The organism is Candidatus Aminicenantes bacterium, from assembly GCA_026393855.1.
Taxonomy (GTDB): Bacteria; Acidobacteriota; Aminicenantia; order Aminicenantales; family UBA4085; genus UBA4085.
On sequence record JAPKZJ010000090.1, the window covers coordinates 43,449 to 58,403 of the forward strand.

Annotated in this window: 9 protein-coding genes; 8 read left to right on the top strand and 1 reads right to left on the bottom strand. The window is 66.2% G+C overall.

Annotation, left to right across the window (positions count from 1 at the left end; genetic code table 11):
* Window positions 1-67 precede the first annotated feature (67 nt).
* Complete coding sequence (locus NTZ26_11155; GenBank protein MCX6561052.1) at window positions 68-2,512, bottom strand: fused MFS/spermidine synthase; 2,445 nt, start codon at window positions 2,510-2,512, stop codon at window positions 68-70.
* Window positions 2,513-2,584: 72 nt separating this feature from the next.
* Here NTZ26_11155 and NTZ26_11160 point away from each other — a divergent pair, with 72 nt between their 5' ends.
* From NTZ26_11160 to NTZ26_11195, 8 genes are all read left to right on the top strand, one after another.
* Window positions 2,585-7,234 (top strand): AMP-binding protein, encoded by a 4,650-nt coding sequence (locus tag NTZ26_11160; protein ID MCX6561053.1) that lies wholly within the window; start codon window positions 2,585-2,587, stop codon window positions 7,232-7,234.
* 489 nt (window positions 7,235-7,723) lie between these two features.
* Entirely contained in the window at window positions 7,724-8,728 is a 1,005-nt protein-coding gene (locus NTZ26_11165; protein MCX6561054.1) for a GntR family transcriptional regulator, read from the top strand.
* A 10-nt stretch (window positions 8,729-8,738) separates the two neighbouring features.
* A complete protein-coding gene (gene glmS / locus NTZ26_11170) occupies window positions 8,739-9,155 on the top strand; it encodes a methylaspartate mutase subunit S (GenBank protein MCX6561055.1) in 417 nt (138 codons plus the stop codon).
* On the top strand, window positions 9,148-10,557 hold the full coding sequence (locus NTZ26_11175) for a glutamate mutase L (protein MCX6561056.1): 1,410 nt from the start codon (window positions 9,148-9,150) through the stop codon (window positions 10,555-10,557). Before glmS ends, NTZ26_11175 begins: the two co-directional genes overlap by 8 nt.
* Window positions 10,554-12,002: a methylaspartate mutase subunit E gene (locus NTZ26_11180; protein MCX6561057.1), complete on the top strand. Its 1,449-nt coding sequence runs from the start codon at window positions 10,554-10,556 to the stop codon at window positions 12,000-12,002. Before NTZ26_11175 ends, NTZ26_11180 begins: the two co-directional genes overlap by 4 nt.
* Entirely contained in the window at window positions 11,999-13,255 is a 1,257-nt protein-coding gene (locus tag NTZ26_11185) for a methylaspartate ammonia-lyase (GenBank protein ID MCX6561058.1), read from the top strand. The genes NTZ26_11180 and NTZ26_11185 overlap by 4 nt, the downstream gene beginning before the upstream one ends.
* Window positions 13,252-14,616 carry an acyclic terpene utilization AtuA family protein gene (locus NTZ26_11190; protein ID MCX6561059.1) on the top strand — a complete coding sequence of 455 codons (1,365 nt, stop codon included), beginning with the start codon at window positions 13,252-13,254 and terminating at the stop codon, window positions 14,614-14,616. The genes NTZ26_11185 and NTZ26_11190 overlap by 4 nt, the downstream gene beginning before the upstream one ends.
* A 17-nt stretch (window positions 14,617-14,633) precedes the next feature.
* Complete coding sequence (locus NTZ26_11195; protein ID MCX6561060.1) at window positions 14,634-14,945, top strand: DUF4387 domain-containing protein; 312 nt, start codon at window positions 14,634-14,636, stop codon at window positions 14,943-14,945.
* Window positions 14,946-14,955 lie beyond the last annotated feature (10 nt).

The window sequence follows — 14,955 nt, forward strand, 5'->3', positions numbered from 1 at the left end:
CGTTTAAAGAATCTAAAAGCAAATTCCCTCTCGATCATCCACGAGCCGCCCTGACGGCGAACCGGCGTCAATTGAGAAGCCGCATCGCCCCGCGCAGCTCGACCAGAAGTCCCGGCGAGCCGGTGATGATCCCGGAAGGGAAGCGCCGGTCGGCCATGATCTCGTCGTAGAGGCTCATGCCCTTGGCGGCGTTGAGCCCGAGCCCGGCCAAGTACTGCAGACGCAGATTGCGGTCGCGGTTGATGGCCGCCCCCTTGAGATACAAGGCCAGGTCCGGCCCATAGCCGGCGAACGTGCCCAGCAGGGCGGTGGCGGAAGGGAAACCCACTTCCTCGAGCGAGGCCAGAACCGGAGCCTGGGCCGGCGCGGCCAGCCTTCCAGCCAGGGCGTCCAGATCGATGTGCAGCTCTCCGGCCTGCCCCAACAGCACGACGTCATAGCCCAGGCCTTGTAGGTCGTTACCCCAGATCGTTCCTCTCGGAAAGACGTCGAAGAAAGTGGCCATCTCGCTCTGGACGGCCTCGCGGGTGCTCTCGTAGAGCGGAACCCATTGGGTCACCAGCCCGCCCGGATTGAGCCTTTGGCGGACAAGCTCGAAATACTCCTTGGAGTAGAGCGAAGCCGAGCCCTTGACCCAGGGGTGGATGGGGTCCGAGGTGATGATGTCGAACTTTTCGCGCGTGGTCAGGATGTAGTGGCGGGCGTCGTCGATGACGACCTCGACCCGCGGGTCGTCCAGGACGCCGTGGTTCTGGGCGGCGAAGAATCGGGCCACGACCTTTGGGATGAGCGGCTCGATCTCGCAGATGACGATCCGTTTGACGCTCGGGTAGGGGACGAACGATCCGGCGGTCACCCCGGCTCCGCAGCCCACGATCAGCACCGATTCGGGCTTGGGATGGAGCAGGGCCGGGATGTGGCCGAGCATGCGTTGCAGGCGCATGTCCTGCGGGTCGCTCGAGGCTTCGACCTTGCCCGAGACGTGGAAGTTGGTGATCTGTTCGTCCAGCTTGACGACCGCCACGGATGAGCTCATGCCTTCGCCGACGTAGAGCGGCGTCCCCTTGATGGTTCGGCTGGCCACGGTCCGGCCCCAGGCGATGATCACCCAAGGCACGCCGGGCACGCTCCAGAGAAGGAGCGCGGTTGCGAGGAGCGCAGCCGTCCATGCCGGGATCGAGATGCCGAGGCCTCGTTTCGTTGCGGCGGCCGCGAGGGGCTTGCGGCGGTAAACCCCGGCGACAAGGGCGGCGGCGAAGGCCAGGCCGATCATCAGACGCTGGGACTGCTGGGTGCCGATGGTCGGGATGAAGATCAGGCTGAAGCCGACGGCGCCCAGGATCGCGCCGGCCGTGTTGGCGGCATAGACCTTGGCGACCGAGCGACCGGGATCACGGCCCGGTCCGGCCACGGAGGCCAAGGTTAGGGGGAAGCTCGCGCCCCAGAGCAGGGCGGCCGGGAAGACCGCCCAGAGGCATCGGATGAGATCGATCTGGAAGACCGGTCCCGGACTCGCGGCCATGGTCGCGTTGATCGGCCAAAGCGGCAGAGCTTTTGAAACGGAGAAAGCGGCCCAGGCGATTCCTGCCGTTAACAGGAGCTGGCAGGCTGCGAGCAGAGATCGGGCGGGGATTTTCCCCCTGGCCAGGAGCGAGCCGGCGCCGCCGCCCAGGCCGATCCCGGCCAGAAAAACGGCCAGGATAATGGAGAACGTGTAGACGGTGCCGCCGAGAAGGAGGGAGAGAAGGCGCGTCCAGACCACTTCCGCGCCGAGGGCACAGAAGCCGGACAGGCCGATGGCGACGAGAACGGCGGCGGTCCCCCGATCTTCCGATGCGGCCGCCGCGGGAAGGACGGAGGACTCGGCCTCGCCGGACTCCTTCTTCTGCCGGCGGGCGACGAGGGAAAGCACGAGCGCCGCCGAAGCAACGACCGCGTTGACGGCGACGGCAACGTAGGTGGCGACGCCCATGTCGTAGAGGCGCAGAAGATAGAACCCGGCCAGCAGGCAACCGATCACCGCGCCCAGGGTGTTGACGCCGTAGAGCAAGCCCAGCCAGGAAACGCCTCGCGGCGTCGCCTCGATCCAGCGCGAGATCGCGGGCAGGGTGGCGCCCATGAGGAGGGTGGGAACGAGGAGGCAGGCGGCCCCGACGACGCCGCGGCCGAGCAGTCCGGCGAAGCCGTGCCCTGCCAACGACGAATAGACCCGGACGACGGCCGGCATGCCGAAAAGGATGGCCAGCCCGCACAAGCCGATGCCCGCTTCGAGCGCGGCGTAAACACGGAGCGGGTTACGGCGGGGAGAAACGAGGCGGGGCAGAAGAAGGCTGCCGGCGCCCATGCCACCCATGTAAGTCCCCAGAAGAACCGCCAGCGATACCGCAGACGAACCGACCACCATCTCCAATAACTGGAACCAGACGATCTCATAGATCAGGGCGGCGCAGCCGCTGCCGAGGAAGAGGACGAGAAGCGCGGGAAGATATCGTGAGGCCGGGCGGTCGTTCATGCTGGATCCTCCGGGCGGTATTCTATACTTTTTCCAAATCCGTTCCGATCTGCTAAGATGAATTGTTCCCCAATGAACGAAGAACGCCACTCCGCCGTCTCAGCTTTGACGCCGTGCTTGACGGCATGGTTTGGCTCCCACGCGGTGGGCGATTCCGGTCGCTTGGCCGGAGAGCTCCTCGCCGTTCTGGAGGAAGCCGTCTCGGCCGGGCCGTTCGATCCCGCCGAGGCCGCGATCGTCCGAAAGGCGCTGTTTGAAACCGGCCGGCGGCCTTTCCTGCGCGCTTTGGGCGATGACGCCGCCCGCGCCCGTTGGGCCGAGTCCGCCCTGCGGCTCATCCGCGGCGTCGATTACTCCCTTCTCGAGATGTTCCAGGCCCGGGTCGAAGCCCATCCGGAGAAGGCGCTCTTCCGGGACGCCTCCGGGCCGGCGCCCGCCGAATGGAGCTATCGTCAGGTGGAGCGCAAGACGCGGGAGATCGCGGCCGCTTTCTTCCATTTGGCCGCGGCGGACGAGCCGGCCGGGCCGCCGCGCGTGGCGCTGTTCGCCGACAACGGTGTGGAAAACGCCTGCGCCGACCTGGCCTGTCTTTTCTACGACATCCTGGACACGCCGATCAACACCCATTTCAGCCAAGACAATCTGATCGACATCTTCGACCGCCTGGGCATCACCCTGGCCGTGACGGACTCCCCGGCCCGGCGGCTCCTGCTCGAACAAGTCCGGGAAAAGACGGCCGTCCCGTTCCGGATCGTCGCTCTCGACGCGGGGACGGCCGACGAAAGCCGGGGCGTTCCGTTCTTGGGCGAGGTCTGCAAACGGCTCGGTGCGGCCGAAATCGACGCTCGGCTCGCCGGCCGCCGGCGGTTCGCCCTCGACGAAGTCGCGACCGTCCTTTTCACTTCGGGCAGCACGGGCCGCCCCAAAGGCGTCTCTTTTTCGATCTACAACCTCACCGCCAAGCGGTTCGCCCGGGCGGCGGCTTTGCCGGACGTCGGCGAGGATGAAGTCTTTCTCTGCTTCCTGCCGCTCTATCACACCTTCGGCCGCTACCTGGAGCTCCTGGGGTCGATTTATTGGGGCGGGACCTACGTCGCCTCGGGTAATCCCTCGCCCGAGCGCCTGTTCTCCCTGTTCCCGCAGATCCGGCCGACCGGATTCATCAGCGTGCCCATCCGCTGGGCCCAGCTCTACGAGGTTTGCCTGGAGGCGATGGAAGCGGCCGGACCCGGGGCGGACCCGGCGGTCGTCCTGCGACGGATCGTCGGCCCGGATCTGCGCTGGGGGCTTTCCGCGGCCGGGTTTCTGGACCCCAAGGTTTTCCGGTTCTTCGAGAAAAGCGGCATCGCCCTCTGCAGCGGCTTCGGGATGACCGAGGCCACGGGCGGCATCACCATGACCCCGCCCGGCCGCTATGTCGACAATGCCCACGGCCTCCCTCTGCCCGGGATCGAGGCCCGGCTGACCGGAGAAGGGGAGCTCGAAATCCGGGGGGCCTATGTCGCCCGGTATCTCGACGCGGCTCCGCCCGGCGGCGTCGTGCCCGTCCCCGGCGAGCCTGGCGGGGACGAGTGGCTGGCCACCGGGGATGTCTTCGAAATTTTGCCCAATGGGTATTATCGGATCGTCGACCGGATCAAGGATATCTACAAGAACACCCGAGGTGAGACGGTCGCTCCGCTCAAGGTCGAGAGCAAGTTCGCCGGAGTGCCCGGCATCAAGCGCACCTTCCTGGTCGGCGACGGCCGTCCCCACAACGTCCTGTTCATCGTCCCCGACTACGGCGACGCCGTCTTGCGCGCGGCCCTGGACGCCGACGGCGAGCGGGCGTATTACCGCCGCATCGTCGGCGCGGCCAACCTGGACCTGGCCCCCTACGAACGGGTCGTCAACTTCGCCGTCCTGGATCGCGATTTCGAGGAGGCCCGCGGTGAGCTGACGACCAAAGGGTCGTACAACCGCAAGCGGATCGAGGCCGGGTTCGCGGCCGAGATCGAGGCGCTTTACCGCAAGAGCTTCGTCGAGCTGGAGTACCACGGCTGGCGGGTTCGCATTCCGCACTGGTTCTACCGCGACCTGGGCGTGCTTGAGGACGAGATCTTCTTCGTCGGCGATTTCCTGTTTGATTCGTTCCGCAAGACCATGCTGCCGCTGGCGGTCGAGGCCGGCTCGGGCCGACGGCTGATCGGGGACCTGGAGTACCGGATCGAAGGCGCAGTCATCGACTTGGGCGTGTTCGCCCGCCAGCCGCGTCTCTGGTTCGGCAACCCCGCCCTGGCCCGCTTCTGCCCTTGCCGGGCCGGCTGGGACGTGCCGGCCGAAAGCGTCGCCGAACAGGTCTTTCTGCCGGCGTCCCGCGACCGGATCTACGGAACTGACGACGTCACAGCCCCGCTTCGAGTCCGGGAGGAGAGCCTCCTCGCGGCCCACAAGCTGGCGTCCATGGCCCTCTTCGGCGAAACGCCCGAAGCCCGGGCCGCCCTGATCAGGATCGAGGGTCTGCTGGCCGCGCCCGACCTGCGGATCGCGCCGCTGCTTCGCGCCCGGCTCGAGGCCTCGGCCGGGCATCCGGAGGAGTCGATTCGTTGCGACGCTTACCGCATCCTGCTCCTCGACGAGCCGAACCCCGAGTACGACCGGGCCCTGACCTCTTTCGTCCATTCGGGGCTGAGCTTTCTCAACGAAGCCTCGATCGAGGCCATCTCTTCTTCGCCGCTCGGGCCGGAGCGCTTCGACGCCCTCCGTCGTCGCATGGCGGCCTACCGGGAAAGCCTGGCCGGAGGCGGAGAGGAGGCCGAGCCGGCCCGAGCCCAGTTCCTCCGGATCCTTCGGCTGTTCGTCGACTTCGCCCGCTATCACCCGGACTACTACCGCCATGTCCGGGCCGAGCTGGCCAGCTGGGCTCTGCATAGGGTCGATCCCGAGCTCTCGCGCTCGGCGGTCTCCCGGCTGAGCGAGCTCGATTCGGACCACGAGGGTTGGCTCGGCCGGCGGCTGCGGCCGCTGTCCCCGCAGGAGTGGGAGGCCCGCCTGGCCTTTGACGAAGGACTGCCGGCGGCCGAAGTCGGCCGCATCCGGCGCATTCTGACGGACCCGACATTCCTGCCGCAGTCGATCGGGCTCGTCTTCGGCCGCGAGGGCTTCGATCCGAGGGAGATCCCCGCCGACGGCATCTGGGTCTCCCGCCTGCCGGAGTATGACGGCCGGCCCAGCGTCCGCGTCCATGTCCGGAGCGCGTCCGGCGAGGCCTTCGATCTGCGGCTCATTACGGCGGACGATCTGGGGGTCCAACCGGAGGCCGAGACGCTGTTCTGGCACCTGGCTATCGCCAACTACCCGTTAGGCGAGCCCATCCTGCCGCGGATCGGGAGCCTCCGGCCGGGCCTCGGCGCTGTGGCCATTCTCTACTCGGGACGGCTCAACGTCTGGGAGAGGCTCCGGCTCCGTGACGGAGACGAGGAGCCGGAGCGCTCCGTGCTGGGGCCGGGCCGTTGGCGGACGCTGGCCATCGAGGGTATGGCCGCGTTCTTCAAGGCCTGGCGGTTTTCCGGCGGGCGGATCGTGCCGGGACTCCCGTCCCCGACCAACGTCATGGTCGCCGAAGCAAGCTCGCCGAGGCCCGCGATGATCCACTCGCTGGCGGGCTGGCGAGCCTACGAGGGGCCGCTGTCTCTCGTCCGGCCGCTTATCCGCAATTTTTTCCTCAAGACCGCGGCCCATTATCCGTGGCTGGCTGGGCGTCAGGATGTCCGGTGGCTCTTCGACGCCTGCTACGAGGCGCTGGGCTACGCCGAGGCCTCGGCCTTTTTCCAAGCCCTTGCGGCGGCCCTGGAGAAAGAACCCGTCGCGGGCCTCGAGGGCGTCGCCTTGGCCGAGTCTTTGAGCGCTTATCTGTCCGAGTTCCGATCCCATTACATGATCCCTCTGCCGGCGGTCAACGCCGTCCGCCGGTACAAGGAATGGGAGCTGCAAAACGCCCCGTCCGGGGCGGCCGATCGGGAGGGCAAGGTGTTGGAGGTCCTCGGCGTCTTCGGCCTGGACCGGTACCCCGAAGCGGCGCGCTACTATCTCTACCGGCAGACTTATTTCGCGGGCGCCTCCGAGGCCGTCCTGGCGGCTTTCGACAAGTTGCTCGGGCGGATGACGGAGGAGGTCAAGACGCCGGCCGTGCATTTCGCGGAGCTCTCCGATCTCCAGGCGGCTCTGGCCGACGAAGCCGATAGGGCGGTCTTCGCCAAGATGGTCTTTCCCCGGGCCGCGGCCGGCCGAAGCTTCGATATCCGGCCGTTCGGGGAGGACCGCGTCAAGCAGGTTATCGTCCGGTCCGCCGTTTCCGACCGGAAGGGCGAATCTTATGAATTCGCCGAAACGTTCGACCCGGCGGAGATCGGGCAGCTCTACCGGCTTTTCTATCTCGAGAACTATCCCAAAACGATCTCTCAGCAGGATCGTCATTATATCCTGCGCGACTCCCGGGAGCGCGTGATGGGCGGGCTGTGTTACCGGCTGATGTCGGCCAATGCCGCGTTCATCGACGGCATCGTGATCGCCTCGGCCTTGAAGGGCAGGGGCTTGGGCGGGGCGATGATCGAAGAGTTCTGCCAGCGGATGAGCGCGGCCGGAATCCATGTCATCCTGACCCACTTCTATCTGCCCGGATTCTTCCTCCATCAGGGATTTCGGGAGGACAAGCGCTGGGGATCGCTCGTCCGAGAATTGTGAAACGCGGATTTATTGATCTTTGCCGAATTCCGGAAAGGCAGCTCGGAGTATCGGCCCGGCGGCTTCGGCCTCTTCTCGCCTTTTCCCACAGCTCTCTTCGGCGCCTCCAGCGCTTCGCAGTCCTCGTAGGGACGTCGCTTCGACAGTCCCCGCGAGGGCGGAACTGCGCATTCCAGATCGCCCGGTCTTCAAGGCCCCCCACTCCTCTTCGATTCCTACAGATGGTCGCGTGCTCAAACAGCCCTTGGCGCCTGGCCAGAGCCAGGTTCCCTCAGAGAGCTATGGAAAAAGGCGCCGGCCTCGCGATTTCGCCGTTGGCCGATACCCCGAACCGCCTGATTTCACGGAATTCGGCGAAGTCCATTTTGTTTCTTACCGCTAGGCAAATCGTCGGGAATGGAATGGCAAAAATAGTACTTGACATGAGCCTGATTGGAGGTTATATAGGACTAGTCCATTATGTATGGTATGGTCCACACAGGAGGATTCATGTTTAACATAAAGCTCGATAAGTCCGACGGCTCCAGACCGGCCTATCAGCAAATCATTGATCACATCGAACACCTCATCAGGACTTCCAGGCTCAAAGTGGGAGACAAGATTCCGCCCGAGCGCGAGCTGGCCGAGATGCTCGGCGCCGCCCGCGGGACGGTCAAAAAGGCCTACGAGGAGCTGTCGCGCAAAGGGTTGATCGAAGTGACCCAAGGCCGAGGGAGCTTCGTCTCGGCCCCCTACACTCCGTCGATGGCCGACCGCAAAGAGAGGGCCGGGGTTCTCATCGCCGGAGTCATCGACGAGCTCGTCCGCTTTAAGTTCTCGTACCAGGAGATCAAAGCCTTCTTCGACCTCCGCCTGTTAGAGCGCGAAGAAGCCTTGCGCGATCTGGCGGTGGCGGCGGTCGACTGCAACCCGGAGGCCCTGGAGATTTACGAGAAGCAGATCTTCCTCCTGCCCTTCGTCAACATGGCCAAGTTCCTCCTGGACGACATCCTCAAGGACCCGGCTCTGGGCCGCCGGCTGACCCAGTTCGACCTCATCCTGACCACTCCCACCCACATCGAGGACCTCAAGTCCCGCTACCCCGAGCTGGCCGACAAGATCCTGCCGGTGGCCGTGGCCCCGGCCCGCGACTCGATCATCCGGCTGGCCCGGCTGACGCCCTCACAGCGAATCGGCGTCGTCTGCCGCTCGCCCCGCTTCTTCGCCATCATCACCCGCCACCTCAAGGAGTTCGGCATCCCGGCCGACAGCATGGCCGTTCTCTACGACCAGGATCTGGAAGGATTGGGCGACTTCATCTGCGGGTTGGATGCCGTCATCATCCCGCCCGGACTGTCGCTCATCAGCCGCAAGGAGAACCTGGCCCAAGTCCAGGCCTTCACCGAGCGCGGCGGAATCGTCATCCCCTTCGATTACAAGATCGAGCAGGGTTCGCTCCTCCACGTCGAGGAGCGCCTGCGCGGAATCCTGGCCGATGCCGCCGGGCGGGCGTGAGGGGCCGGCCATGAACATCGTCCTCGGAGTCATCGGATCGGACTGCCACTCCGTCGGCAACAAGATCCTGGAGGCCTTCTTCGGCGAAGCCGGCTTCCATGTCGTCAACCTCGGCGTCATGGTCACTCAAGAGGAGTTCATCGACGCCGCCGTCGAGTCGGACGCCAAGGCCATCCTGGTTTCGTCGCTCTACGGCCACGGCGAGATCGACTGCGAAGGTCTGCGCCAGAAATGCATCGAGCGCGGGCTGGAGGACGTCGTTCTCTATGTCGGCGGGAATCTGGTCGTGGGCAAGACGCCCTTCGACGAGATCGAGCGCAAGTTCAAGGCCATGGGTTTCGATCGGATCTTCCCCCCGAACGCCGATCTGAATCAAGCGGCCGAGGATCTCCGGACCGACATCGCGGCGAGAGGAGCCCATGCCTGAACCGGCCTGGCTCAGCGTCGACATCGGGTCGACCTTCACCAAGGGGGCCCTCTTCGTCCCCGAGGGGGACGCCCTGGCCTTGCGGGCCCAGTCCGCCGTCCCCACGACCGTCGACGACCTTTCGCGCGGCTTCGAGATCGTCGAAGCCGCGCTCAAGGCCGCCGCCGGCCCGGCCGGAATCGGCCGCGCCTATTTCTCCTCCTCGGCCCGTGGCGGGCTCAAGATCGCCGCCGTCGGGTTGACGACCGACCTGACGGTCTCGATCGCCCGTCTGGCCGCCTGCTCGGCTGGCGGCAAGGTCGTCAAGGCTTATTCCTATCGCCTGACCCGGGCCGAGATCGAGGAGCTTGAAGGCTTGGCGCCCGACATCGTCCTGTTCACGGGCGGCACGGACGGCGGCCACGAACGGACCAACCTGGCCAACGCCGAGGCCCTGGCGGCCTCCTCTCTGACGGCCGTGATCCTCTATGCCGGCAACGCCAAGATTCAAGACGAAGTCCTGGCCCGGCTGAAGGGCAAGAACGCGGTGGCCGCCGCCAACGTCATGCCCGAGGTCGGCGAGGTCCGCATCGAGCCGGCCCGCGAAGTGATCCGCCGCGTCTTCCTGGAGCGGATCGTAGACGGCAAAGGCCTGTCCCGGATCGTGCGGCGGATCGGGACCGATCCCAAGCCGACGCCCCTGGCGGTCTACGACCTGGTTCGGACGATCCCCGAGGTTCTGCCCGACTGGGACGATCTGGCTGTCATCGACATGGGTGGCGCGACCACGGATTTCTATTCCAACACCGAATCCGACCGGGCCGGAGACGGCGTCCTGGTCAAGGGCCTGCCCGAGCCTCGCGTCAAACGCACGGTCGAAGGCGACCTGGGCTTGCGGGTCAGTGTCCTGGCTTTGGCCGCCTCGCAGGCCGGCGAGATCGAGGACCGGCTGACGGCCGAGGGGTTGGACAAGCCGGGCTTCGACGCGTATGTCGCGGCCGTCGCCGCCCGCCCCGAGGCGGTCCCCGGCTCCAGGCTCGAAGAGCGCTACGATGCGATCCTGGCCGGCGCCTGCGTTCGGGCCGCAGCGCTTCGCCACGCCGGCCGGCAGACCCGATTGGCCACTCTTCAAGGCGTCGTTCACATCCGCCGGGGCAAAGATCTCAGCCGCCTCCGCCGCATTGTCGGGTCCGGCGGCTTCCTGTCCCGCTGCTCCGATGCATCCGTCCTGGCGGAAGCCTGCCTCCGGCCCCGGGAGGATCCCGAGGACCGGCCCTTGCTTCCCGCCGCTCCCGAGCTTTTTTCCGACGCCCTGTATCTCTTTCCCCTGTTGGGGAATCTCGTCGCCGATCATCCCGCGGAAGCCGCCCGGACGGCCGTCCGCCAAACCATAAAACTGGAACAAGCGAGGTCATCGATATGAAACATTTCTCCCTTCCCTGGAAGGACTTCCTGGCCGAACGCGAAGAGGTCCTGCGGGCTTGGCCGACCGGCCGCGGGATCACTCTCGAGGACGGGGTCCGCTATCAGAGCCAGATCCCCAAGGAAAAAAATTTCGCCTTGGCCATGCGCAAGGCCCGCGAGCTGAAAAAAACCTTGACCCAGCCGCGGGCCGGCGTCGCCTTGGTCGATCAGCACATCCAGCTCCTCCGCTATCTCGAGTCGGAAGGCGGGGCGGACCTCCTGCCGACGACCATCGACGCCTACACCCGCCAGAACCGCTACGAAGAGGCGGCCAAGGGCATCGAAAAGTCGCAGGCCGCCGGCCATTCCCTGCTCAATGGTTTTCCCGCCGTCAACCATGGGCTGGAAGGCTGCCGACGCGTTACGGAAGCCGTCCGGCGCCCGATCCAAGTCCGGCACGGAACGCCCGATGCCCGCCTGTTGGCGGAGATCACCCTGGCTTCGGGCTTCACCAGCTTCGAGGGCGGCGGGATCTCCTACAACATCCCCTACGCCAAGAAAGTCCCGCTGGACAAGTCCATCCGGGACTGGCAATATGTCGACCGTCTGGTCGGCTACTACGAGGAGAACGGCGTCTCGATCAATCGCGAGCCCTTCGGCCCGCTGACCGGGACACTCGTGCCGCCCTTCATCAGCCACACCATCGCCATCCTGGAAGGCCTGTTGGCCCTGGAGGAGGGCGTCAAGTCGCTGACCCTGGGCTACGGGCAGGGCGGCAACATCATCCAGGATTTGGCCGCCGTCGTCTCCCTGCGCGAGCTGGCCCACGCCTATTTCCGGGAGGCCGGCCACACCGACTACGACCTGACCATCGTCTTCCACCAGTGGATGGGCGGCTTCCCCGAGGACGAGGCCAAGGCCTTCGCGGTCATCAACCTGGGCGCCGTTGTGGCGGCCATGGCCAAGGCCGAGAAGATCATCGTCAAGACACCGCATGAAGCCATGGGCATCCCGACCAAGGAGGCCAACGCGGCGGGGCTTAAGTCGACCCGCCAGATCCTGAGCATGGTCGAGGAGCAGGTCGTCTGCGCCGACAACGAGTCCGTCCGCGAGGAAGCCGGGCTGATCGGGCGCGAAGTCGCCTGCCTGATGAAGGCTGTGGCCGCGGCGGGCGAGGGCGACCGGGCCCGCGGCATCGTCCGGGCCTTCGCCGCCGGCCTGCTCGACGTGCCCTTCGCCCCCTCTTCCTACAACCGGGGCAAAGTCCTGCCGATCAGGGACAATGAGGGCTTTATCCGCGTCTACGCCAAGGGCTTCCTGCCCCTGGACGCGGAGATCATGGCCGTCCACAAGGCCCGCCTGGACGAGCGGGCCAAGGCCGAAGGCCGCGCCGCCTCCTTCCAAATGGTGACGGACGACATCTATGCCATCAGCAAAGGCAAGCTCATCGGGAGGCCGAAATGAAGATTCAGCGAGCTGTCTTCTCGCCCGGCATCTCGGCGTTCTTCTTCGATGACCAGCGTGCCGTCAAGGCCGGCGCGGCCCACGACGGATTCGTCTATAAGGGAACGCCGGTGACCCCGGGCTTCCGAAGCATTCGCCAGGCCGGGCAGAGCGTCTCGGTCAATCTGATCCTGGAGGACGGGTCCGTCGCCGTCGGCGACTGCGCCGCCGTCCAGTATTCCGGAGCCGGGGGGCGCGATCCGCTGTTCCAGGCGGCCGAAATCATCCCCTTCCTGGAGAGCCGCATCCGGCCGCTCCTCGAGGGTCGGACGATCAATCCGTTCCGGACCATGGCGGCCGAATTCGAGGGTCTGGAGTTCGACGGCAAGCGTCTCCACACCGCGGTCCGCTACGGGCTGTCGCAAGCTCTTCTCAGCGCCCGGGCCCTGGAGCGGCGCCGGCTGATGGCCGAGGTCGTGGCCGAGGAATACGGCCAGGCCCCGCCCGACGCCCGCGTCCCCATTTTCGGGCAAAGCGGCGACAACCGCTACGAGAACGTGGACAAAATGATCCTCAAGGAGGTCGACGTCCTCCCGCACGGGCTCATCAACCACATCGACGAGAAGCTCGGCCGCAACGGCGAAAAGCTTCGCGAGTACGTCGAGTGGCTGGTCCGCCGGATCAAGGCCCTGCGCCGGCGCGAGGATTACCGGCCGGCGCTCCACATCGACGTCTACGGCACGATCGGCGCCGCCCTGGGCTTGGACGCCGGGGTCATCGCCGATTATTTGGCCGGGCTGGAAAAGGCCGCCGGCGGCCATCGCCTCTATATCGAGGGGCCGGTCGACGTCGAGGAGAAGGGCCGCCAGATCGAGACGCTGAAGGCGATCACCGAGGCCCTGCGGGCCAAGGGCTGCGGCGTCAAGATCGTGGCCGACGAGTGGTGCAACACGCTCGAGGACATCCGCGACTTCACCGACGCGGGGGCCTGCCACATGGTCCAGATCAAGACGCCCGACCTGGGCGGGGTGCAGAACATCGCCGAGAGCGTGCTGTACTGCAAGGCCCGCGGCATGGAGGCCTACCAGGGCGGCACCTGCAACGAAACCGACGTCTCGGCCCGGGCCTGTGTCCACATCGCCGTGGCCGTCCGGGCCGATCTGACCCTGGCCAAGCCCGGCATGGGCTTCGACGAGGGCTTCACCATCGTCAACAACGAGATGGAGCGCATCCTGGCCGTGGCCAAGGCCCGGCGGGAAGGAGCGACGAGATGAGAAAACGCGAAGACGAATTCCGGGTTTTATCGACCACCGCCATCTTGGGCTACGGCTTCCCCCAGGCCTCTTTCGAGGCCGGTCTGCGCCGGCGCCCGCACCTAATCGCCGTCGACGCGGGATCGACCGACCCCGGTCCCTACTACCTCGGCGCCGGCAAGTCGTTCACCAACCGGGACGCCGTCAAGCGCGACCTCCGGTTCATGCTCAAGGCCGGGATCGCCCGCGGCATCCCGGTCGTTATCGGCAGCGCCGGCGGCAGCGGCGCCCGGCCCCATGTCGACTGGTGCGAGGCCATTGTCCGCGAAATCGCCCGCGAGGAGAAGCTCAAGTTCCGGATGGCCGTCGTCTACGCCGACGTGGACAAGCGCCGGGTCCGGGCCCACCTCCGCAAGGGCGAGATCGTGCCGTTGGCCTGTGTCCCGCCGCTGGACGAAGAGACGCTGGATGCCTCCATCAACATCGTCGCCCAGATGGGTGTGGAACCGCTCCTGCAGGCCCTCGACACGGGCTGCGACGTGGTCCTGGCAGGCCGCTGCTACGACCCGGCGGTCTTCGCCGCGCCGGCCATCCGCCGAGGCTTCGACCCCGGCTTGGCCCTGCATATGGGCAAGATCCTGGAGTGTGCGGCCATCGCCGCCACCCCCGGCTCGGGCGCCGATTGCGCCATGGGCACGCTGAAGAAAGACTCGTTCATCTTGGAGGCCCTGAACCCCAAGCGCAAGTTCACCAAGGCTTCCACCGCCGCCCACACTCTTTACGAGAAGTCCGACCCCACCCATCTTCCGGGCCCGGGCGGCGAGATCGACCTGACCGACTGCACTTTCACCGAGCTGCCCGGCGGGCGGGTCGAAGTGCGCGGCAGCCGGCACGTTGATTCCGAGCGGTATTACGTCAAGCTCGAGGGCGTCCGGCGGGCCGGCTTCCGGACCATCTCCGTGGCCGGGACCCGCGACCCGATCATGATCGCCTCGATCGACCCGATCCTGAAGGCCGTCGAGGCCCAAGTTCGGGACATCCTGAAAGCCGAGAAGATCGCCGGCCGGGTCTGCTTCCACGTCTACGGCCGCGACGGCGTCATGGGCGCTCTGGAGCCCGAGACCGAGATTCGCGGCCACGAGCTGGGCCTGGTCATCGAGGCCGTGGCCCCGACCGAGCGCGAGTCGGAGTCGCTCTGCAGCCTGACCCGGTCCACACTCCTGCACTACGGCTACCCCGGCCGCATTTCCACGGCCGGCAACCTGGCCTTCCCGTTCTCGCCCTCGGACGTTAAGATGGGCGAGGTCTTCGAATTTTCGCTCTACCACCTGATGCCGGTCAAGGACCAGGGCATCTTCAAGATCCGGACCGTCCGGATCTGACCCGCAAGGAGTGCATCATGGCCCAATCCATCCTCAAAGCCGCCCGCGTCATCCGCTCCAAGAACTCCGGCCCGTACGAACTGACGCTTGACATCATCTTCAAGAACAAGCGATATTATGACCTGTTCCGGAGGCGGGGCATCGTCACGAAGAAGAGCATCGCCGCCCTCTACCGGCGACCGGTCAAAGACGTCCTCAAGCTGCTCTATTTCGAGCCCGCGACCGCCCTCAAGATCACCCTGCGGCGCCCCATCCCGTCCGGACACCCGGGCGAGACCGATATTTACGGCGCCCAGCAGCACGCGCCCCTGCTGCGGATCACCTACTAAGGCGCCGGGA

Bases quoted from the DNA above. Each gene is read 5' to 3' on its own strand.
- NTZ26_11195 (MCX6561060.1), top strand. From the start codon at position 14,634: ATGGCCCAATCCATCCTCAAAGCCGCCCGCGTCATCCGCTCCAAGAAC.
- NTZ26_11175 (MCX6561056.1), top strand. From the start codon at position 9,148: ATGCCTGAACCGGCCTGGCTCAGCGTCGACATCGGGTCGACCTTCACC.
- NTZ26_11155 (MCX6561052.1), bottom strand. From the start codon at position 2,512: ATGAACGACCGCCCGGCCTCACGATATCTTCCCGCGCTTCTCGTCCTC.
- NTZ26_11190 (MCX6561059.1), top strand. From the start codon at position 13,252: ATGAGAAAACGCGAAGACGAATTCCGGGTTTTATCGACCACCGCCATC.
- glmS (MCX6561055.1), top strand. From the start codon at position 8,739: ATGAACATCGTCCTCGGAGTCATCGGATCGGACTGCCACTCCGTCGGC.
- NTZ26_11180 (MCX6561057.1), top strand. From the start codon at position 10,554: ATGAAACATTTCTCCCTTCCCTGGAAGGACTTCCTGGCCGAACGCGAA.
- NTZ26_11185 (MCX6561058.1), top strand. From the start codon at position 11,999: ATGAAGATTCAGCGAGCTGTCTTCTCGCCCGGCATCTCGGCGTTCTTC.
- NTZ26_11160 (MCX6561053.1), top strand. From the start codon at position 2,585: ATGAACGAAGAACGCCACTCCGCCGTCTCAGCTTTGACGCCGTGCTTG.
- NTZ26_11165 (MCX6561054.1), top strand. From the start codon at position 7,724: ATGTTTAACATAAAGCTCGATAAGTCCGACGGCTCCAGACCGGCCTAT.